The 18,343-nt window shown below is 68.8% G+C and carries 20 protein-coding genes; 7 read left to right on the top strand and 13 right to left on the bottom strand.

Annotated elements, in window-relative coordinates; translation table 11 throughout:
- Positions 1–13 precede the first annotated feature (13 nt).
- Positions 14–1,060 carry an App1 family protein gene (locus AC1XX3_RS07135; protein WP_483320394.1) on the top strand — a complete coding sequence of 349 codons (1,047 nt, stop codon included), beginning with the start codon at positions 14–16 and terminating at the stop codon, positions 1,058–1,060.
- Between the two features lie 25 nt (positions 1,061–1,085).
- On the opposite strand, the gene mraY is transcribed toward AC1XX3_RS07135, so the two are convergent.
- Positions 1,086–2,189: a phospho-N-acetylmuramoyl-pentapeptide-transferase gene (mraY, locus tag AC1XX3_RS07130; protein ID WP_483320393.1), complete on the bottom strand. Its 1,104-nt coding sequence runs from the start codon at positions 2,187–2,189 to the stop codon at positions 1,086–1,088.
- 108 nt (positions 2,190–2,297) lie between these two features.
- Between mraY and AC1XX3_RS07125 the strand changes: the two genes are divergently transcribed.
- Complete coding sequence (locus AC1XX3_RS07125) at positions 2,298–3,365, top strand: glutathione S-transferase family protein (RefSeq protein ID WP_483320392.1); 1,068 nt, start codon at positions 2,298–2,300, stop codon at positions 3,363–3,365.
- A 10-nt stretch (positions 3,366–3,375) separates the two neighbouring features.
- On the opposite strand, the gene AC1XX3_RS07120 is transcribed toward AC1XX3_RS07125, so the two are convergent.
- The 5 genes from AC1XX3_RS07120 to ctaE form a co-directional block, all read right to left on the bottom strand.
- Positions 3,376–4,257 (bottom strand): hypothetical protein, encoded by an 882-nt coding sequence (locus tag AC1XX3_RS07120; RefSeq protein WP_483320391.1) that lies wholly within the window; start codon positions 4,255–4,257, stop codon positions 3,376–3,378.
- Between the two features lie 184 nt (positions 4,258–4,441).
- Complete coding sequence (qcrB, locus tag AC1XX3_RS07115) at positions 4,442–6,235, bottom strand: cytochrome bc1 complex cytochrome b subunit (RefSeq protein WP_483320390.1); 1,794 nt, start codon at positions 6,233–6,235, stop codon at positions 4,442–4,444.
- A complete protein-coding gene (gene qcrA, locus AC1XX3_RS07110) occupies positions 6,235–7,311 on the bottom strand; it encodes a cytochrome bc1 complex Rieske iron-sulfur subunit (protein WP_483320389.1) in 1,077 nt (358 codons plus the stop codon). The genes qcrB and qcrA overlap by 1 nt, the downstream gene beginning before the upstream one ends.
- On the bottom strand, positions 7,308–8,123 hold the full coding sequence (qcrC, locus tag AC1XX3_RS07105) for a cytochrome bc1 complex diheme cytochrome c subunit (RefSeq protein WP_483320388.1): 816 nt from the start codon (positions 8,121–8,123) through the stop codon (positions 7,308–7,310). The genes qcrA and qcrC overlap by 4 nt, the downstream gene beginning before the upstream one ends.
- Before the next feature lie 94 nt (positions 8,124–8,217).
- The gene (gene ctaE, locus AC1XX3_RS07100) at positions 8,218–8,928 is read right to left on the bottom strand and encodes an aa3-type cytochrome oxidase subunit III (RefSeq protein ID WP_483320387.1); all 711 of its coding nucleotides are present in this window, start codon (positions 8,926–8,928) and stop codon (positions 8,218–8,220) included.
- Positions 8,929–9,054: 126 nt separating this feature from the next.
- Between ctaE and AC1XX3_RS07095 the strand changes: the two genes are divergently transcribed.
- Both AC1XX3_RS07095 and trpD read left to right on the top strand, forming a co-directional pair.
- Positions 9,055–9,489, top strand: coding sequence for a response regulator transcription factor (locus AC1XX3_RS07095; protein WP_483320386.1), 435 nt, complete (start codon positions 9,055–9,057; stop codon positions 9,487–9,489).
- Between the two features lie 22 nt (positions 9,490–9,511).
- Positions 9,512–10,561, top strand: a complete 1,050-nt coding sequence (gene trpD / locus AC1XX3_RS07090; protein WP_483320385.1) for an anthranilate phosphoribosyltransferase — start codon at positions 9,512–9,514, stop codon at positions 10,559–10,561.
- A 10-nt stretch (positions 10,562–10,571) separates the two neighbouring features.
- On the opposite strand, the gene AC1XX3_RS07085 is transcribed toward trpD, so the two are convergent.
- A complete protein-coding gene (locus AC1XX3_RS07085; RefSeq protein WP_483320384.1) occupies positions 10,572–11,477 on the bottom strand; it encodes a DUF2510 domain-containing protein in 906 nt (301 codons plus the stop codon).
- Between the two features lie 104 nt (positions 11,478–11,581).
- Between AC1XX3_RS07085 and AC1XX3_RS07080 the strand changes: the two genes are divergently transcribed.
- Positions 11,582–11,983 (top strand): pilus assembly protein CpaE, encoded by a 402-nt coding sequence (locus tag AC1XX3_RS07080; protein ID WP_483320383.1) that lies wholly within the window; start codon positions 11,582–11,584, stop codon positions 11,981–11,983.
- 31 nt (positions 11,984–12,014) lie between these two features.
- Here AC1XX3_RS07080 and AC1XX3_RS07075 read toward each other — a convergent pair whose 3' ends face one another.
- The 4 genes from AC1XX3_RS07075 to AC1XX3_RS07060 all read right to left on the bottom strand — a co-directional run bounded on the left by AC1XX3_RS07075 (position 12,015) and on the right by AC1XX3_RS07060 (position 16,189).
- Positions 12,015–13,355 carry an HNH endonuclease signature motif containing protein gene (locus AC1XX3_RS07075; RefSeq protein ID WP_483320382.1) on the bottom strand — a complete coding sequence of 447 codons (1,341 nt, stop codon included), beginning with the start codon at positions 13,353–13,355 and terminating at the stop codon, positions 12,015–12,017.
- Between the two features lie 275 nt (positions 13,356–13,630).
- On the bottom strand, positions 13,631–14,305 hold the full coding sequence (locus AC1XX3_RS07070; RefSeq protein WP_483320381.1) for an A24 family peptidase: 675 nt from the start codon (positions 14,303–14,305) through the stop codon (positions 13,631–13,633).
- A gap of 33 nt (positions 14,306–14,338) precedes the next feature.
- A complete protein-coding gene (locus AC1XX3_RS07065; protein ID WP_483320380.1) occupies positions 14,339–14,851 on the bottom strand; it encodes a hypothetical protein in 513 nt (170 codons plus the stop codon).
- Positions 14,852–15,079: 228 nt separating this feature from the next.
- Positions 15,080–16,189: a sunset domain-containing protein gene (locus tag AC1XX3_RS07060; RefSeq protein WP_483320379.1), complete on the bottom strand. Its 1,110-nt coding sequence runs from the start codon at positions 16,187–16,189 to the stop codon at positions 15,080–15,082.
- A gap of 183 nt (positions 16,190–16,372) precedes the next feature.
- On the opposite strand from AC1XX3_RS07060, the gene AC1XX3_RS07055 reads away from it, so the two are divergent.
- Positions 16,373–16,888, top strand: coding sequence for a peptidylprolyl isomerase (locus AC1XX3_RS07055; protein ID WP_483320378.1), 516 nt, complete (start codon positions 16,373–16,375; stop codon positions 16,886–16,888).
- Positions 16,885–17,736: a rhomboid family intramembrane serine protease gene (locus tag AC1XX3_RS07050; protein WP_483320377.1), complete on the top strand. Its 852-nt coding sequence runs from the start codon at positions 16,885–16,887 to the stop codon at positions 17,734–17,736. Before AC1XX3_RS07055 ends, AC1XX3_RS07050 begins: the two co-directional genes overlap by 4 nt.
- A gap of 32 nt (positions 17,737–17,768) precedes the next feature.
- Here AC1XX3_RS07050 and AC1XX3_RS07045 read toward each other — a convergent pair whose 3' ends face one another.
- A complete protein-coding gene (locus tag AC1XX3_RS07045; protein ID WP_483320376.1) occupies positions 17,769–18,032 on the bottom strand; it encodes a hypothetical protein in 264 nt (87 codons plus the stop codon).
- 6 nt (positions 18,033–18,038) lie between these two features.
- On the bottom strand, positions 18,039–18,317 hold the full coding sequence (locus tag AC1XX3_RS07040; protein WP_483320375.1) for an Lrp/AsnC family transcriptional regulator: 279 nt from the start codon (positions 18,315–18,317) through the stop codon (positions 18,039–18,041).
- Positions 18,318–18,343 lie beyond the last annotated feature (26 nt).

Here is an 18,343-nt window from a genome sequence, read left to right as displayed (position 1 = left end):
CTAGGTTATGGACATGGGACGCTCTCATATCGCCGCCGTCGCGGAAGACCGGTTCAGTGCCGTGCTCGGTCGGGTGCTGCGGCGCCGCGGCTGGTTCGAGCGGCTGATCAGCTACATCAGCTATGGCAACGAGCAGATGGTACGGGTTCTCGGTCGGGTGGTGCTGACCCGCGCGCTGCCCGGCGACAGCCCGGGCGAGGAACGGGTCTGGCACGCCGACGACCCGGACCGGCACCGCGGCTGGCGGGTGTTCTTCGCCGCTCCGGCCCCGGCCGTCGAGGTGACCGTCCTGCTGCCGACCGGTGAGCGGACGGTCACCACCGACCGCGGCGGCTATCTGGACGTACGGCTGGAGGACCATGGCCTGGCCCCCGGGTGGAACGAGGTCGGGCTCCGGCTCGGAGATGGCAAGCTGGTCGAGCTGCGGGTGCTGATCATCGCCGCCGACGTGCAGCACGGGCTGCTCAGCGACATCGACGACACCATCGTGGTGACCGCCCTGCCGCGACCGTTGATCGCGGCCTGGAACACCTTCGTCCGCCATGAGAGCGCCCGCAAGGTGGTGCCCGGGATGCCCGAGCTCTATCGCCAGCTGCTGGCCGACCGGCCCGGCGCGCCGACGTTCTATCTCTCCACCGGGGCGTGGAACACCGCCCCCAACCTGATGAACTTCATGCGGCGCCACGACTATCCGACCGGCCCGATGCTGATGACCGACTGGGGTCCGACCAACACCGGCTGGTTCCGCAGCGGCCAGGAGCACAAGCGCAACAACCTGCGTCAGCTGGCCGAGGACTTCCCGCAGATCAAGTGGGCGCTGGTGGGCGACGACGGCCAGCACGACCCGGATCTTTACACCCAGTTCGCCATCGAGCAGCCCGAGCGCGTCGAGGTCATTGCGATCCGGCAGCTGACTCCGACCGAGCAGGTGCTGTCGCACGGTTCGCCGCTGCCCAACTCTGAGCGCACCAGCAGCCCCAAGGCACCGCAGTATCGCGCTCCGGACGGGTTCGGCCTGGCCAAGGCGATGACCGACCCCACCACGGAGCCGGTGGCCTAGTGCAGGCTCCCGCTCGACACCCAGCTCAGGCCGACACCCAGCTCAGGTAGAAGATCCCCACCCCGGCGACCATGCATATCCCGGCCAGGATCCAGAACCGCACGGTGATCAGCACCTCCGGCCAGCCCTTGAGCTCGAAGTGGTGGTGCAGGGGGCTCATCAGGATGATCCGCTTGCCGTGGGTGACCTTGAAGTAGGCCCGTTGCAGGATCACCGAGCCGGTGACGATGCAGAACAGGCCGCCGATGACGATCAGCAGCAGCTCGGTACGGGTGAGGATGGCCAGGGCCGCCAGGGCACCACCCAGGCCGAGAGAGCCGGTGTCGCCCATGAAGATCGACGCCGGCGGCCCGCTCCACCACAGGTAGCCGACCAGGCTGGCCGCGAGCGCAGCGGCCACGATCCCGAGGTCCAGCGGGTCACGGACCGCGAAGCACTTCTCGGCGAACTCGTCGCCGGGGCGCAGGTTCTGGCAGGCCTGGCGGGACTGGAACAAGGCGATGAACATATACGCGCTGAGCGCGATGATGGTCGCGCCCGCGGCCAGTCCGTCCAAACCGTCGGTCACGTTGACCGCGTTGGACGTGGCCACCGACAACATGTTGATCCAGGCCAGATACAGCACCAGCCCGACCACCGGGCCGAGCGCGGACAGATCCAGCCAGGCCAGGTCCCGGACGAACGAGATGGCGGTGGAGGCGGGGGACAGACCGGTGACGGGGTCGGCGAACCGGAGCGCCAAGATGGCGAAGACTGTCGTCACCAGCACCTGGCCGCCGATCTTCTGCCAGCCGGTCAGGCCGAGGCTGCGCTGTCGGCGGGTCTTGGTGAAGTCATCCAAGAAGCCGACCACGCCGAGGCCGACCATCAAGAACAGCGCCAGCAGGCCACTGGCGGTGATCGGGGTGCCGGGAGCAAGCCCATGGCCGACCAGATAGCCGACCACGGCACCGCTGAGGAAGACGATGCCGCCCTTGGTCGGTGTGCCGCGCTTCACGTGGTGGGTGGTCGGGCCGTCGACGCGGATCAGCTGGGTCCAGCCGATCCGGCCGAAGAGCCGTCCGAACCAGGGGGTCAACAGCAGTGAGTACAGCAATGAGGTCACCGCAGCGATCAGCAGCGCGATCACGAGCGGTCACCGCCCGCGGCGGTGGTGCGGTTCGGTCGCGCGGGTACGGCGGGGATCACCGGCTCAACATTAGACTGCCGGTCGCATTCAGCCTTGTAGGCTGGCGATGTGAGCGACGACACCACGACGGACCCACGGACCAGTGACGAGTTCTCCACCCGAGGGGCGTACGTCGTCACCGGCAGCGACTTCAACCGCGACACCAACTACATCCCCACCCGGATCACCGCAGACGGCCGGGACGGCTACCCGGTCGAGGCCGGACGCTACCGGCTGATCGTGGCGCGGGCCTGCCCATGGGCCAACCGTGCGGTGATCGTGCGCCGACTGCTCGGGCTGGAGAGCGCCATCTCGATGGGCATCTGCGGACCGACCCATGACAAGCGGAGCTGGACCTTCGACCTGGACCCCGGTGGGGTCGATCCCGTCCTGGGCTATGAGCGCCTTCAGGACGCCTTCTTCGCCCGGGCGCCCGACTACGACCGCGGCATCACCGTCCCGGCGATGGTGGACATCCCGACCAAGGCCGTGGTGACCAACGACTATCCGCAGATGACGCTCGACTTCTCCACCGAGTGGACCCAGTTCCACCGAGACGGCGCCCCTGATCTGTATCCCGAGCGGCTCCGCGACGAGATCGACGAGGTGTCGCAGCTGGTGTTCCGCGACGTCAACAACGGGGTCTACAAGTGCGGCTTCGCCGGCTCCCAGGCCGCGTACGAGAAGGCGTACGACCGCCTGTTCGAACGCCTGGACTGGCTCTCGGAGCGGCTGGCCGGTCAGCGGTTCCTGGTCGGCGACACGATCACCGAGGCCGATGTTCGGCTGTTCACCACCCTGGCACGCTTCGACCCCGTCTATCACGGTCACTTCAAGTGCAACCGCAGCAAGCTGAGCGAGATGCCGGTGCTCTGGGCGTACGCCCGCGACCTGTTCCAGACGCCCGGTTTCGGTGACACCACCGACTTCGTGCAGATCAAGCAGCACTACTACATCGTCCACACCGACATCAACCCCACCCGGATCGTGCCGAAGGGCCCGGACCTGGCGAACTGGCTGACACCGCATCACCGCGAGGAGCTGGGTGGCCGGCCGTTCGGGGACGGCACCCCGCCGCCGCCCCCGCCGCCGTCGGAGGCCGTGCCGGCGGATCACTGGGTGCCGCTCACCGCCTGAACGGGCGCGCTCAGCCGGTCGGCGCGTCCGTGGCGTCGCCGCCGTCTGAGCCGCTGCCTTCACTGTCCGAGCCGCTGGTGGCACCGTCACCCGAGTCGCGGGTGGTGTCGGTCGGCTCCGAGCTGGCCGGCGCACTCGGCCCGTCGGTCGGCTCGGCCGCCGGTGCGCTCGGCTCGGTGGTGTTCTCCGTAGACGGCTCCGACGTCGGGGCTGTCGTCTCAGCCGCCGGAGCGCTCGGCTCGGCGCTGGTCTCGGCGTCGTCCGAGCGGTCACCGGGCGCTGTGCTGGGATCGACCCCCTGGTCGTTGTCCTGGTCCTGCTGAACGTCGCCGGATTCCTGATCGCTGTCCTCGCCGACCTGGCTGATGGTGGTGCCCTCGCCGCCGGACAACGGGGAGCCTGAGATCAGCTCGAGACCGGTGATGGTGGCGAGCGCGAGCGCGAACACTGCCACCGCGCCCACCACGACGGTCCGCCAGCGCAGCACGCTGCGTCGGGGGAGCGAGGGCTCGTCCGGCTCCGGCAGCAGCGGGAGCTGGCCGCCCGCCGGGGCGTCCGCCGGCCTGGCGGCGTCGCGGGTGGGTTGCAGCGTTGCGCCCGTCGACACCCGGCCGGTCCACACCGTACGGACCTTCTGGGAGGTGCGCTTCAGCGACGCGGTGTAAAGGGCGCTGGCCACGGCGGCCACCACGCTGGCCACAGCCGCGCCCAGGATGGTGCCGCCCACCCCGAGCTGGGATCCCAGCGCCGCGGCGGTCATGGCTGCCAGGGCGCCGCCCGCCACCTGCACGATCGACAGGTCGAACAGGCGCTTGGGTTCCGCGTCGGGCTCTTTCTCGTCGGTGCTGGTCGTCGGTCGGTCGGGGCGGGAAGTGCGGAAGTCGGTGCTCATGTCCTCGTCGTCGCTCGCGTCGGTTTCGTCTGTCTGGTCATCTCCAGTCCACCGGTGTCAACGTCGGTGGTGCGGCGATCGTTTGCAGCGGAGAGCAGAAGTGACCAAGGCCACAGCGCAGAACGACCCGCCGCCTCCGGCCGAAGCAGGAGGGGGCGGGTCGTCGGTGATCCGAGCTGTGGCGCTAGCGGTCGTCGGATCCCAGCGCTGAGCTGCCGGAGGAGGTGATCTCGTGGTGGCCGTGTCCATGGCCATTACCGTTGCCATTCCCATGGCCGTCACCGTCGTCCTCGCCATCGTGGCGACCGGCCTCGATGGCGTGATGGTGAGCGGCTTCCTCCAGCTCTGCGCGGGTGGGCTTGCGCAGATCGTCCTTGAAGTAGAACCGGGTGGCGCGGCGGCGCAGCCGCTCCCGGCGAGCCTCCTTCGACGTCATCTGGGCCAGCTCTTCGTCGCTCAGCTCGCCCAGCGCACGCGGCTCGTCGTGCTGGGTCAGGGTGAAGGCCAGCTCCTGGCTCACCGGCACGTGCTCCTCCGAGTACGACCCGGACGGGTCGCGGACGATGATGCCGGTCTCCGAGCCGTGCAGCACCTTCTCGGCGTCGGCCCGCTGGAGGCCGATGCAGATGCGCTTGGTCACCAGGAAGGCGATCACCGGGGCGACGAAGACAGCGACCCGCAGGAAGTACGTCACCGCATTCAGCGACAGGTCGAACTGGGTGGCGATGATGTCGTTGCCGCCGCCGATCCACAACATGCCGTAACCGGTCATGGCAGCCACACCGAAGGCGGTCCGGGTCGGTGCGTTGCGCGGCCGGTCGAGCAGGTGGTGCTCCCGGTCGTCGCCGGTCACCCACCGCTCGACGAACGGGTAGATCGCCATCAGACCGAAGAGCAGGCCCATCCCGCCGACGCCGGGAATGAACACGTTCCACGACCAGGTGGTGTTGCCGATGGCCCATTCCCAGTTCGGCATGATCCGGATGGCGCCTTCGACGAAGCCCATGTACCAGTCCGGCTGCGAACCGGCGGTCACCTCGGCCGGGTTGTACGGACCGTACGTCCAGACCGGGTTGATCTGCATCAGGGCGCCCATCAAGATGATGACGCCGAAGACGATGAAGAAGAAGCCACCGGCCTTGGCCATGTAGACGGGGAACAGCGGGTAGCCGACCACGTTCTGCTCGGTCCGGCCCGGGCCGGGGAACTGGGTGTGCTTGTGGTAGAAGACCAGCGCCAGGTGCGCTGCGATCAGGCCGAGGATGAGGGCCGGAACCAGCAGGATGTGCACCATGTAGAGCCGCGGGATGATCAGGTCACCGGGGAACTCGCCGTCGAAGACGAAGAACTCGACCCAGGTGCCGATGATCGGGACGGAGCGGACCAGGCCGTCCACGAACCGCAGACCGGTGCCGGAGAGCAGGTCGTCGGGCAGCGAGTAGCCCGCGAAGCCCTCGATCGTTCCCATGGAGAACAGGCCGACACCGAGCAGCCAGTTGATCTCGCGCGGTTTGCGGAACGCGCCGGTGAAGAACACTCGCAGGCTGTGCGCGATCATCGCGGCGATGAACAGCATCGCCGCCCAGTGGTGCATCTGCCGCATCAGCAGGCCGCCACGGATGTCGAACGACAGGTCGAGCGTGGAGGCGTACGCCTCCGACATGTGCAGGCCCTTGAGGAGCTGGTAGGAGCCGTCGTACTCGATCTCACCCATCGACGGCTTGAACCAGATGGTCAAGAACACACCGGTCAGCAAGCAGATGATGAAGGAGTAGAGCGCGATCTCACCGAGCAAGAAGGACCAGTGGTCGGGGAAGACCTTGCGGAGGTTCTTGCGACCGAGGGCGGCGAGCCCGAGACGGTCGTCAGCCCACTTCGCCGGTCCTGCTGCCGCCTTGAACACCGGACCGAGCTGGGGCTCAGGGGTACGAGGCTCGAGACTGGGCTCGGTGGTCACGGTCGCTGCTGGCTTGGCCATCAGTTCTGACCTTCCTTGAAATCACCGCGCGAGTCGCGCTCGAAGTAGCTGGGACCCACGGGCACCGTGAACGGTCCCCGGGCGATGAGGTAGCCCTCGTCGTCGACAGTGATCGGGAGCTGGGGCAGTGCACGTGCGGCCGGTCCGAAGACGACGACGCCGGAGTCACCGAGGTCGAAGGTGGACTGGTGGCACGGGCAGAGCAGGTGGTGGGTCTGTCGCTCCCACAGGCTGATCGGGCAGCCGACGTGGGTGCAGATCTTGGAGTAACAGAGGATGCCGCCGACGGCCCAGTCCTTGCGGGAGTCGGGGATCTTGATCGCTTCCGGGTTCATCCGGACGATGATGATGGCTGCCTTCGCCTTCTCGACGAGGAACTCGGTGCCCTCGAAATCCTGGAGGTTCTCCGGCTCCGCGTTGACGAGCTGCCCAAGAACCAGGGAGGAGGCCTTGATCGGCTGGTACGTGATGTCGTTGACCAACCGGACGCCCTCGGCCCAGATGGTGCGCGCGATGGTGGCGTCGATCACCTTCCTGGTCGGGTGCGGTCCGAGGTCGGCCAAGGACACGATGGCCGGCAGGCCGACCAGGGCGAGAGCGCCGCCCAGGCTGCGTCCGAGCACCTTGCGGCGGGTGATCTGGGACTCGGAGATACCCGCGTTGAGGTCGGCCAGAATCGCCTTGCGATCCTCCTCGGAGGAGGCGACCGGGTGGCGCTCGTCGGTCATCTCCTCGTCGCCCATGATCTGCCGGGCCCACTGGATGGCCCCGATGCCGATCAGCAGCACCGCCAGACCGAAGGTCAGACCGAGCCCGACGTGCTGGGCGTTGGCGTGCAGCGGGCCGAAGTCGATGAATGCCGTCCGCGGCACCGCGAAGTAGATGACGACGAACAAGATGGCCAGCACCGGCACCAGGCCGAACATGGTGGCCACCTGCCGGGTGGCCCGGTCGGCCGCCGCCTCGTCGACGTCGGTCAGCCGGGGGACGTGCTCTTCGATGCCGGGGTCGGGCACCGGGTGGCGCTGGTCGTCGGGGTCGACGACATTCGGCTCGTGCTTGAGGATGTCGGTCATCGTGCCTTGGCTCCCTTGGCTGCGATCCAGACGGAGAAGCCGATCAGGGATCCGATGCCGATGATCCAGGCCCAGAGGCCTTCGCTCACCGGACCGAGCCCGCCGAGGGTCAGACCGCCCTGGTTGGGCTGCTCGTGCAGCGTGTTCAGGTAGGCGATGATCGCCTTCTTGTCGTCCGGGGTGACGACCTGGTCGGAGAAGACGGGCATCTGCTGCGGGCCGGTGATCATGGCCTCATAGATGTGCTCGTTGCTGGCGCCGTAGAGCGCGGGGGCGTACCCGCCGTTGGGCAGTGCGCCGCCGGCGCCGGCGAAGTTGTGGCAGGCCGAGCAGTTGGTGCGGAAGAGCTCGCCACCACGGGCGATGTCCTCCTCGGAGACACCCTCGCCGCTGTACTGCGAGGGATCGGGGACGTCGGGACCGGGGCCGAGCGACGCGACGAACGCGGCCAGGGCGGCGATCTGCTCCTCGGTGTAGACGTTGGGCTTCTCCGGTGCCTGCGCGGCGGGTCGTGCCATCGGCATCCGTCCCGTCTCGACCTGGAAGTCGACGGAGGCTGCGCCGACGCCGACCAGCGACGGGCCGAGCACGGTGCCCGACTGGTTGCCCTCGCCGTTCAGCCCGTGGCAGGAGGCGCAGCCGACGGCGAAGAGGGTGCGGCCCTCAGCCACCTGCTGGCTGGTTCCGGTGTCTGCGGCCACCTGTGGGGCCGGGGCGACGACCGAGTAGAGGCCACCCATGACGAACAGCGCGAAGACGAGCATCAGCGCCTTCGTTGCGGGGTGCCGTCGTCTCGAACTCAGAAATCGCACTGGGGGTCCCTCTCGGTTATGCAGTCAACAGGTATTCGGTTCGGGGAGAGCTCCTGGATGCGGAGCCTCGGTCACGCTGGGCGTGTCGCTATGGTCAGCGCAGGAGATAGATGACCCCGAAGAGGGCGATCCACACGACATCGACGAAGTGCCAGTAGTAGGACACTACAACGGCGCTGACGGCTTGCTCATGGGTGAAGGTGCGGGCCAGGAACGTACGCCCCAGCAGCAGCAAGAAGGCGATCAGACCTCCCGCCACGTGCAGGCCGTGGAAACCGGTGGCCAGGAAGAACACCGAGCCGTACACGTTGGAGGAGATGGTCAGGCCCTCGTGGATCAGCTCGGCGTACTCGAACACCTGGCCGCCGATGAAGAACGCACCCATGATGAAGGTGAGGACGTACCACTCGCGCAGGCCCCAGCCCTTGATCTGCAGCAACGAGCCGGTCCGGCCGACCTGGCCGCGCTCGGCGGCGAAGACGCCCATCTGACAGGTGAATGAGCTGGCGACCAGCACCGTGGTGTTGGCGATGGCGAACGGGATGTTCAGCAGCGCCGTCTCGGTGTCCCACAAAGTGCCAGTGCCCGCGGCTGCGCCCTGGGCGTTGGTGACGTTGCGGATGGTGAAGTACGCGGCGAACAGGGCCGCGAAGAACATCAGCTCCGAGGCCAGCCACACGATGGTGCCGACGGCAACCATGTCGGGTCTGCCTGGAGTCCCTCGCAGGCGCGACTGCGCGATGGGGTGCAGGGCACCGTGGGGCACGACGGGCGCGCCGTGGGCGTCGGAGGTGTGAATGGCCACACGGTCATTATTGCCCGACAAACGCCTGAGGTCACCTTGGGGCTCGCCCGGGCACACCCTCTCGGCGTCGCTGCCCGCCCGCGATACGATCGGGCCGTCCCGTCCGCCGTCCCGGTGAGGTATCCCATGAGCAGTGCGCACGACAGCCAGTCCGCTCCGGAAGCCCTGACCGTGCTGCTGTACGCCTCCGACCGCACGGTGCGCGAGAACGTGCGGCTGACGCTGGGCCGGAAGGTGGCTCGTGACCTGCCGCCGGTGACGGTGGTGGAGGTCGCCACCCAGCCGGCCGTGATCAGCGCTATGGATGCCGGTGGCATCGACCTGGCCATCCTCGACGGCGAGGCCGTGCCCGGTGGCATGGGTCTGTGCCGCCAGCTCAAGGACGAGGTGTTCGGCTGCCCGCCGATCGTGGTGCTGACCGGGCGTGCTGACGACGCCTGGCTGGCGACCTGGTCGCGCGCCGACGGCGTCGTCGGGCATCCGGTGGATCCGGTCCGGTTGCCGGCGACCGTGGCCTCGCTGCTGCGGGAACGGCTGGCCGGCACCATTCAGTCAGCCTGACGACCGCGATGACGATTCTGCGATGACCAGTCAGGGCAACCGCTGGCCAGAGGTGCTGTCCGCCCTGGTCCGTGGCGAGGACCAGCACGCCGACGCCACGGCGTGGGCGATGGGCACGATCCTTTCCGGTGAGGCGACACCCGCCCAGATGGCGGCGTTCGTCGTCGCCCTGCGGGCCAAGGGCGAGACTGTGGCCGAGATCACCGGCATGGCCGACACGATGATCGAGTTCGCCACCCCGATCGAGGTGCCGGGCCCGGCGGTCGATGTCGTGGGTTCGGGCGGAGATCGGGCCAACACGGTCAACGTCTCGACCATGGCCGCCATCGTGGCTGCCGGAGCCGGCGCTCGCGTGGTCAAGCACGGCGCGCGCTCAGCATCGTCGGCCTGCGGGGCAGCAGATGTCCTGGAGGAGCTCGGCGTGGCGCTCGATCTCACGCCGGAGCAGCAGGCCCGCGTGGTTGAGCAGGTCGGTGTCGGCTTCCTGTTCGCTCCGCGCTATCACCCCGCCCTGCGGCACGCGGCGGCCGCGCGGCGTGAGCTCGGGATCGCGACCACGTTCAACTTCCTCGGCCCGTTGACCAACCCGGCGCAGCCGGTCGCCTCGGCGGTCGGCGTGGCCGACGCCCGGATGGCCGACCTGATGGCCGGCGTCTTCGCCGCGCGTGGCGGCCAGGGACTTGTCTTCCACGGCGACGACGGGCTGGACGAGCTGACCACGACCACGACCTCCACGGTGTGGTCGTACGCCGGCCGTGAGGTGCACCGTAGCGAGCTGGACCCGACCGAGCTCGGCATCGCGCGCGCCGACGTCGCCGACCTGGTGGGCGGGGATGCATCGGTCAACGCCGCGGTCGTCCGTGACGTGCTCGACGGCCGGCAGGGGCCCGTCCGCGACATCGTGGTCCTCAACGCTGCGGCGGCTCTGACCGCCTACGCGGGTCCGCTGGCCGGCGACGGGTTGGTGGAGCAGCTGCGGGAGAACGTCGGGGTCGCCCAGCGGGCGATCGACTCCGGCGCCGCCCGGGACAAGCTGGCTGCCTGGGTCGAGGCCAGTCGCTCCGTACGCTGAGGCGTACCCGTCAGGAGACGGTGAGGGACTCCAGTGAGGCCTGCGCCAGCGAGCGCGTCGTGGCGTCGGCGTCGTTGGGCACCGAGCTCAGGGCGGCGATGAGCGAGCCGTCGTCGAGGCGTACCAGGAGGACGGTCACCTCGTCGTAGCGGCTCGGCAGCTTATCGATCGTGTAGTGCACCGTGGCGGTGAACATCACGCCGGGGTGACCGTCGACCGACCAGTCAGAGGTGGTCGGGTCACTGACCGAGTCGGCCTGACCTCCGAAGAAGCGCTGGACGACGGCGTTCATGGCGGCTCCGGCGGCCTGGTCGAGGTCGCCGGACTCGGTCAGTGTCGGGGTGAGGTGGGCCAGCCCGACCGAGGCCGACCAGTCGTGGCGCCGGTCGTACCGATCGTGGATCACGGCGTTGGCAGTGAAATAGATGTCGAAGACGCCGGGCACGGTCATCGGGTCGCTGTAGGTCTCGTACGGCTCCGGCGGGAGTTGAATCGAGGCCCGCCCGATCGAGGCCACACCGGTGGACTCGTCCAGCTGTCCGGTCGGGCGGGTCGAGGTGGAGGCGGTCGCGACCGGGGAGTGGCCGGGCGGTGGAACGTCACGCTCGGCGGAGCGGGGCTGAGAGGCGTCACGCCAGATGACCAGGCCCGCACCCAGCCCGGCGGTGGCGAACAGAGCAAGACAGACGGTGACGACCACCACAGAGCGCAGCACCGACCGGCGGCGGGGGAGAGGCTCGTCGGCGGGGTCCACGTCAAGCTCGGGCGGCCATGTCTGGTCCGGCATGGGTCCGCCGGGAGCCGGTGCGTGTGCCGACTCGCTGATCGCCTGCGTCCAGTCCTCGCCGTCCCACCAGCGATACAGCTCGGCGGTGCCTGCTGGATCTGGATACCAGCCCGGCCTGGGGGCGGTCATGATCAGAAGCCTAACTGTGGTCGCCAAGCCTGGGACCGGCAGCGCAGGGGCCAATCCCAGCGGTTGGTGGTGCCGGGTTGGCGGTGCCGGGCAATACTGCTGACATGATCTCGCGCGAACTCGCCACCCGTCTCGCTCCGCACCTCGACTGGACGCCGCAGAACTCCGATCAGTTCTTCATCCCGCAACCAGAGATCTCCGAGTCGGTGTTCACCGTCAGCGACATGGTCGTCGAGCTGGTCACGCGTGACGGGGAGTCACGCTTCCACTTCAACGGCACTGTCGAGTGGGCGCTGGACTCGGTCGAGTCCACCGACGTGGTGTGGCTGCCGCGTGAGGAGCAGCTCCGCGAGCTGCTGGGCGAGCACTTCCTCTCCCTCGACCTCGCCGGTGAGGCGTACGTCGTCACGGTGAGCGGGCCGGACAAGGCCTTCCACACCGAACCGCAGTCCACCGCGGCCGACGCCTATGGTCGGGCGCTGCTGTATGTCTTCGGTGAGCGCTGAGTCGCGGTAGTCCCGAGCGGAGGCGTCGCCGTCAGGCGGCGTTGGCCGCCGGCGCGGCCCGGGCTGGTCGGCGTTGCATGGCGGTGGCGGTGTGCCAGATGCGGTCGGTGAAAGCGTTGTTGCCGAGGGCGTGGGTGCCTTGGTTGGTGACCAGGTAGACCCAGCCGTGCGGTGATCGCCACAGGTACTCACCGGGTACGGGTTGTCGGAGTCGCCAACGGCCGTGGGTCTTCAGTCGGTGATGTCGTCGGTCCAGCGGGCCGAGGTTGGTCAGGCTGGTCTGTTCGGGTGGGCCTGGGTTGGCGTAGGGGATGGTGTGGTCGAGGTCCATGGTGCGGCTGAGGCTGGTGCTGTAGGGGAAGACGTCGGCCGGGTTGCGGAGTCGGAGGGCTTCGCGGTGGCGGTGGGGGACTTCGTACGCATCTACCGGTGCCGGGTTCGGGTCGAGGACGGGGCGGATGGTGATGGTGTTGGGGGTGTTGGCGAGGAATCGGCGGATCTGGTCGATGGTGACAGGGCCGTCGCCTTCGATCCGGCCCACGTAGCCACCGATGGTGCGCCGGTCGCCACCTTCGGCCCCACCCCCGGTTCTGCCGACGACGGATGGATTCGCGGGGTCATGAGGGCCGGCGCCGCCGGTGTCGGGGGCGCTCTCGTGGGTTGCGGCCATCAGGGCTTCGTGGCTGAGGTGAATGTAGAGCGTGGTCTGCGGCCGCGCCTTCACCGGATCCACCACCGGCCCGTCGAACCGCACCGACTGATGCGTGTCGGTGTTGCCGGGGTCGTCGGTACTGGGTTCGACCTGATCGCATGGGTCGCCCTGATGGGCTTGCAGCATCGCCAGCGCCGTCGCCGGCTGACCGAGAATCCCGATCGCCCTCGACCGGCGCACACCGACGGGACCGGTATCGCCTTCCAGCTGAAGGATCTCCGCGATGCGGTTGACCATCGCGACGAACCAAACCACATCACCAGCATTGGCCCGGGCCACCAACACCTTCAACCCACCCACCTCGGTCCGACCGACGCGGACGAACCGCTCCGCCTCCCACAACCTTGCCCGTGCCTCCGCACCCACCGGATCCGCGCTCATCACGGTCGCCTGCAGCAGGTTCTCAAACCGTGCCCAGGAGATCGCCCCGATCGGACCGCACACCATCGCATCCACCATCGCGGCTGCGTCGAATGTCAGGTGGCGGGTGTGCTGGGCGACCTTACGGGCCTTCCACCCCCGCACCTCGCCAGCCAGCACCCGTGCCCACAAGCGCGGGAAGCGGTGCCGCAGATCCAACGCATCGGCCATCTGCGCCGACGCGGCACCGGTGGTGGTCTCCTGCAACGTCCCGAGCTCCCCGGCGGCGTACTCCGACACCAGCGGTGTCCGTCGCCACCGAGCTGGCGAAAGTGTTCCGTGTTCGGTCCGGAATCAACCACAGCATCAGGTCCTGGTCCGTGCAGGTCAGCCCAGTGCGCGGCGAACACCAGCAACCGGGTCTCAGTCCCCACTAGCAGCCGGGTGCAGCTCGGCGACGCGCGCCGCAGCAACGGCAGTGTCTGCCGGCAACTCCATCCTCGAATCGAACATACGTACAATTTACGACCCACTACTGACAATTTCGGCGCTCATCCACAGGGCTGCCTGCGGACTCAGGCTCCGGTCAGAGCAAGCAGCACCGCGCCCAGATAGACACCCGCCAGCATGGAGCTCGCGTACGGAAACGGACCCCGGCGACCCCGCAGCAGACGTACCACCCCGTACACCGCCCCGACCATCGTGCCCAGGGTCAGTCCCCACAGCAGCAGAGTCCACGAGCAGCTGGCTGCCGCAGCCCCGAGCAGTGGTGCGAAGCGGACATCGCCGAAGCCGAAGCCGCCCCGGGTGGCCGCCCAGACGCCCAGATAGAGCAAACCGGCGGCTCCGGCGCCGACGACCAGCCGCAGCAGGTCAGCACGTGTGGCGCCCAGCAGCACGAACCCGGCCGCCGCCAGCAGCATCGCCAGCCATCCCACCCGGGTCAGTCCCAACGGCAACCAGGTGGTGACCTGGTCGATCGCGGCGAGCAGGACGCCGACGGTCGCCAGCACGGCCCACAGCGGCTGGACCGCGCCCGGGAGACACCACCACGACACCAGGGACGCCACGGCACTGGCCGCGGCGCAGCCGAGGACGAACCGGTTGGTCGCTAAAGCGGCGTAGGGGATCTTGGTCTCGTCGCCGTGCTCCGGTTCCGGGAGGCGACGGAGCACCGGGGCTGATCCCAGCGCCATCGCCGCGGCCGTGGCCAGGGCGGCGACCGCGCCCGGCCACACGTCGACCGTCACGCCGCCACCGTCGGCTCCGCCATGGGCGCGATCCTAGGCGGCCCGGGCGGCGATGGTGTGCTCCGCGCGACGTATCCGCGTCCGTTCACTCCGCTCGACCGCCGCCCGAGCGCGGAGCACCACCAACTGCGGGCAGACCCGCAGCTGCCCCGCCAGGAGGGCCTGCACCGCCGGACCACTCAGCTGCACCGCGGCGGCGAGCTCGGGGAGTTCCCAGCCGCGCTGCACCAAGACGGCGAGCTGGTCGCGGGCGACCGTCGCCGGGACCGTCCGTCGGATGGCGTCGCGCACACTCGGCCAGCTGAGCGCATAGAGCTGCCGGGCGCATTCGGGGCGCAGCCGACGGACCGGTCGACCCCGATGACCGACCAGCAGCCGCTCGACCAGCCGAGGGGAGACGCCGGCGAGCAAGGCAATCACCTCCGGCTCGAGCCGGCCGGCTCTCATCAGGAAGAGAACGTGGGCCCGGAACGGTGTCGCGTCGACCCAGCCGTGCGGGTGCGGGTCGTCTGGATGCGGCGGGAGGTCGGGCGGTCGCGCGGTCATCGAGGGCATCGGAGTCCTTCCACAGTGGTCTTAGTGGAAGAAGGCCTCTGAGGTGGACGATTTGTGAGCGCGACCTACCGAATTTCTTTGGCCAATCCGGGCGGGGCTCGCGGCCGACCGGCGAAACGACGCTGCCCCCGCCCTCAGCGGAGAGGACGGGGGCAGCGGCATGAGCGAGCCGGACCCGACCGGGCGGGGCCAGATCGGGCGAGGCCAGTTCGAGCGGGGTCAGCGCTGGGCGCGGACGAACCCGGCTTCCTTGGCGGCCGCTTCGGTCCGGAACCAGACCTCGGCGATCGTCCGGACGTAACCGGCGGAGTCGGGCAGGTGGTACTTCATCGACCGCTCGTTGCCCTTGATCAGGAAGTCGGCCGGCGGCTCCTTGCCGACGTACACGTCGTCGCCGACGTAGCGAGAACGGTCAGCTCCGGGTGAGATCCCGTCGACCTGAGTGTCGTTCAGGTCCGCGGCGACCGAATGCTCGGTCGCATCGGTCGACACCGGCTCGGCCGTGACCGGCGCTGTCTCGACCGGCGTCTCGACCGGTGCTGTCTGAACCGTGTCGTCGGCAGCGGTCTCGGCCGGGCTGGTCGCGCCCGGGTCGCTCACCGGCACGGTCGGCTCGGCCGCCGTGGTCGAGCTCGACGTGCTTGACGTGGTGGACGAGCCGGTGCTGCTCGGCGCGTACGGAGTGGTCGGCCGGGCTGACTGCCAGCCCGAGTCCTTCTCGCCCAGCAGCTTCTTGGTAGCTACCGCCACGACAGCGCCGACGGCGGTGATGAGAGCCAGCTTCTTCAGCCAGCCACTCTTCTTCTTCTCCGGCTCCGGCAGCACCAGCTCGCCGCGGGCGGCGGCCATCGCCGCCTTGCCCCGCTTGCCGGCCTCGACCACGGCAGGAGCGGCGGCAGCGGCGCTGATCGCACCGGTGAGTCGGGGGAGCAGGTCGTCCTGCACGTGGTCACGCGCCGACTCGAAGGCGGGTGTGACCCGGTCGAGTGCGTCGTCGAGCCGCGGGCTGAGTGCGTCCACGGCGTCATGGGCGGCGCGGGCTCCGCGCTTGCGGGCGGTGTTCGCCAGCGGAACGACGTGGTCGGTGTAGTACGGCGTCACGAAAGATGTGGCCTTCTCGGCGTAGGGGGTGACCGCTTCTGCAGCCTGCTGCGCCAAGGGCGACACCAGATTGACGGCTGACTGCGCCAGCGGCCCGACTCGGTCTGCAGCGGTGTGGACCAGAGGTCCGATCCGATCGGCGGCCGTGTGGAGAATCTCCTCGGCGGCTTCGGTGGCTGGGCTGACCAAGTCCTTGGCGGCTTCGACGCGGGAACTCTTGCGCTTCACGGTTTCCTCCGTAGTGAGACCTGATGCTCCGGTTCGGAACGACCACCACCGTACCGGTAGGGCCGCTCGCCTGGGAGGAGCCCATGTTCGGGCCTGGCCGATGCGTTGTGCGGGCGTGACAGGATGGCACCCGGACAATTCAGCCCGTACGTACTTCTCGTGACCAAGAAAGGTGCACCCATCGTGGCGCAGACTGCAACCCTTCACACCAACCATGGCGACATCGTGATCAACCTCTTCGAGACGCACGCCCCCAAGACGGTCGAGAACTTCGTCGGCCTGGCCAACGGCACCAAGGAATACGTCGACCCGAAGACCGGTCAGAAGACCACGGGCAAGTTCTACGACGGACTCGTCTTCCACCGCGTCATCGCCGGCTTCATGATCCAAGGCGGCGACCCGCTGGGCACCGGCACCGGCGGCCCGGGCTACCAGTTCGGTGACGAGTTCCACCCCGAGCTGGTCTTCAACAAGCCGTACCTGCTGGCCATGGCCAACGCCGGCCCCGGCACCAACGGCTCGCAGTTCTTCATCACCGTCGGCCCGACCCCGCACCTGAACCGCCGTCACACCATCTTCGGTGAGGTCGCCGACCAGGCCAGCCGCGACGTGGTCGACGCCATCGCCCGGGTGAAGGTCGGTCGTAACGACCGCCCTGTCGACGCCGTGGTGATCGAGTCGGTCGACATCTCGGAGTGACCGAGTCGCCGACCGGGCCGGACTTCGCCGCGCCCTCGCAGCCGGTCTGCTACCGGCATCCGGACCGGCCCACCGGCATCTCCTGCCAGCGGTGCCGCCGTCCGATCTGCGGGGAGTGCATGAACCCCGCCTCCGTCGGCTTCCAGTGCCCGTCGTGCGTGTCGTCGGGGCGGGCCGGCGTGCGCGCCCCGAAGACACGCTTCGGCGGGGCACTGACCTCCGGCGCCGGTGGCACCGCCACGAAGGTGCTGATGGGCGTGCTCGCCGCCGTCTACGTGCTGAACTTCGTCTCCGGGAACCTGCTGCTCAGCCTGATGGCGCTGTCCAACGGAGCCATCTATGCCGGGGAGTACTGGCGGCTGCTGACCTTCGGGTTCACCTCGGTGGGGCTGTTCGGCGTGCTGATGAACCTGCTGGTGCTGTGGATGGCCGGCCGGGCGCTGGAAGCGGCGCTGGGCGTGTGGCGGTTCGTCGCGCTCTACGTCCTGGCCGGTCTCGGCGGCGCGACAGTGTTCTTCCTGCTCGGTCCGATCGGCGTCGGGACGACAGGCGCCTCGGCGGCCGTGATCGGGCTGCTGGGCGCCAACGCTGTGGTCAAGCGCCGCGGCGGCGAGGACATCCGTCCCGATCTGAGCCTGCTGGCCCTGATCGTGCTCTACGGCCTCGTGATCGGATTCTCCAGCTTCGGCTGGCTCGGCCTGGTCGGCGGCATCCTGGTCGGCCTGCTGGTCGGCTGGGTCCTCGCGTACGCGCCGCGCGGCCAGCGGGTGCTGATGCAGGGAGTTGGGCTGGCCGGGGTGGCCGTGCTCTGTGTCGTGGCGGTCGCGGCGAAGCTCGCGCTGAGTTGATCGCGGCGAAGCTCGCGCTGAACTGATCGCGCTCAGATCGCCGGCACGCTCGGCACCGGTACGGGCTCGAGTGGTGCGGTGTACCAGACCACCGCACACACCACGATGGTGACGAACAAGATGGCGGCCAGCACCAGCGCCGTCACGATCAGCGCCTTGGACGATAGCCAGGATGCCGGGTCATCATCGGACTCCGGTTCGACATGGCTGTCGTCGTCCACCAGCTCGTCTTCGGGGTGCCAACCGGCCGTCGGGTGCGACCCCGTCGTCGGAGCAGGTGGCTGTGAGGTGCTCACCGCGGTCTACTCGGCACCGATGGCGAAGGCCGCGTCCAGGTCCAGCGAGGAGTACGCCCGGAACGCGATATGGGTCTCGGTGCTCAGCACTCCGGGTACCTTGTTCAGCCGGTCAGCCACCACCTCGGCGATCTGGTCGTTGCCGGACACCCGCACCAGCACGATCAGGTCGATCGCACCGGTGACGGAGTAGACCTCGCTGACTCCGGCCAGGGCGGCGATCTCCTCCGCCACCTGCGGAATCTGGGCCACCTCTGCCTTGACGAACACGATCGCAGTCACCATGGCGTAAGGGTAACGGCCGCGGGGCG

Source organism: Microlunatus sp. M237, from assembly GCF_056896895.1.
The sequence above is the reverse complement of the archived record's forward strand: the minus strand, read 5'-3'. Positions and strand labels throughout refer to the sequence as shown.

Coding starts and splice junctions, on each gene's coding strand:
- AC1XX3_RS07085 (WP_483320384.1), bottom strand. CDS start 11,477: ATGACCGCCCCCAGGCCGGGCTGGTATCCAGATCCAGCAGGCACCGCC.
- AC1XX3_RS07135 (WP_483320394.1), top strand. CDS start 14: ATGGGACGCTCTCATATCGCCGCCGTCGCGGAAGACCGGTTCAGTGCC.
- qcrB (WP_483320390.1), bottom strand. CDS start 6,235: ATGGCCAAGCCAGCAGCGACCGTGACCACCGAGCCCAGTCTCGAGCCT.
- AC1XX3_RS07095 (WP_483320386.1), top strand. CDS start 9,055: ATGAGCAGTGCGCACGACAGCCAGTCCGCTCCGGAAGCCCTGACCGTG.
- AC1XX3_RS07065 (WP_483320380.1), bottom strand. CDS start 14,851: ATGACCGCGCGACCGCCCGACCTCCCGCCGCATCCAGACGACCCGCAC.
- AC1XX3_RS07120 (WP_483320391.1), bottom strand. CDS start 4,257: ATGAGCACCGACTTCCGCACTTCCCGCCCCGACCGACCGACGACCAGC.
- qcrA (WP_483320389.1), bottom strand. CDS start 7,311: ATGACCGACATCCTCAAGCACGAGCCGAATGTCGTCGACCCCGACGAC.
- AC1XX3_RS07040 (WP_483320375.1), bottom strand. CDS start 18,317: ATGGTGACTGCGATCGTGTTCGTCAAGGCAGAGGTGGCCCAGATTCCG.
- AC1XX3_RS07080 (WP_483320383.1), top strand. CDS start 11,582: ATGATCTCGCGCGAACTCGCCACCCGTCTCGCTCCGCACCTCGACTGG.
- trpD (WP_483320385.1), top strand. CDS start 9,512: ATGACCAGTCAGGGCAACCGCTGGCCAGAGGTGCTGTCCGCCCTGGTC.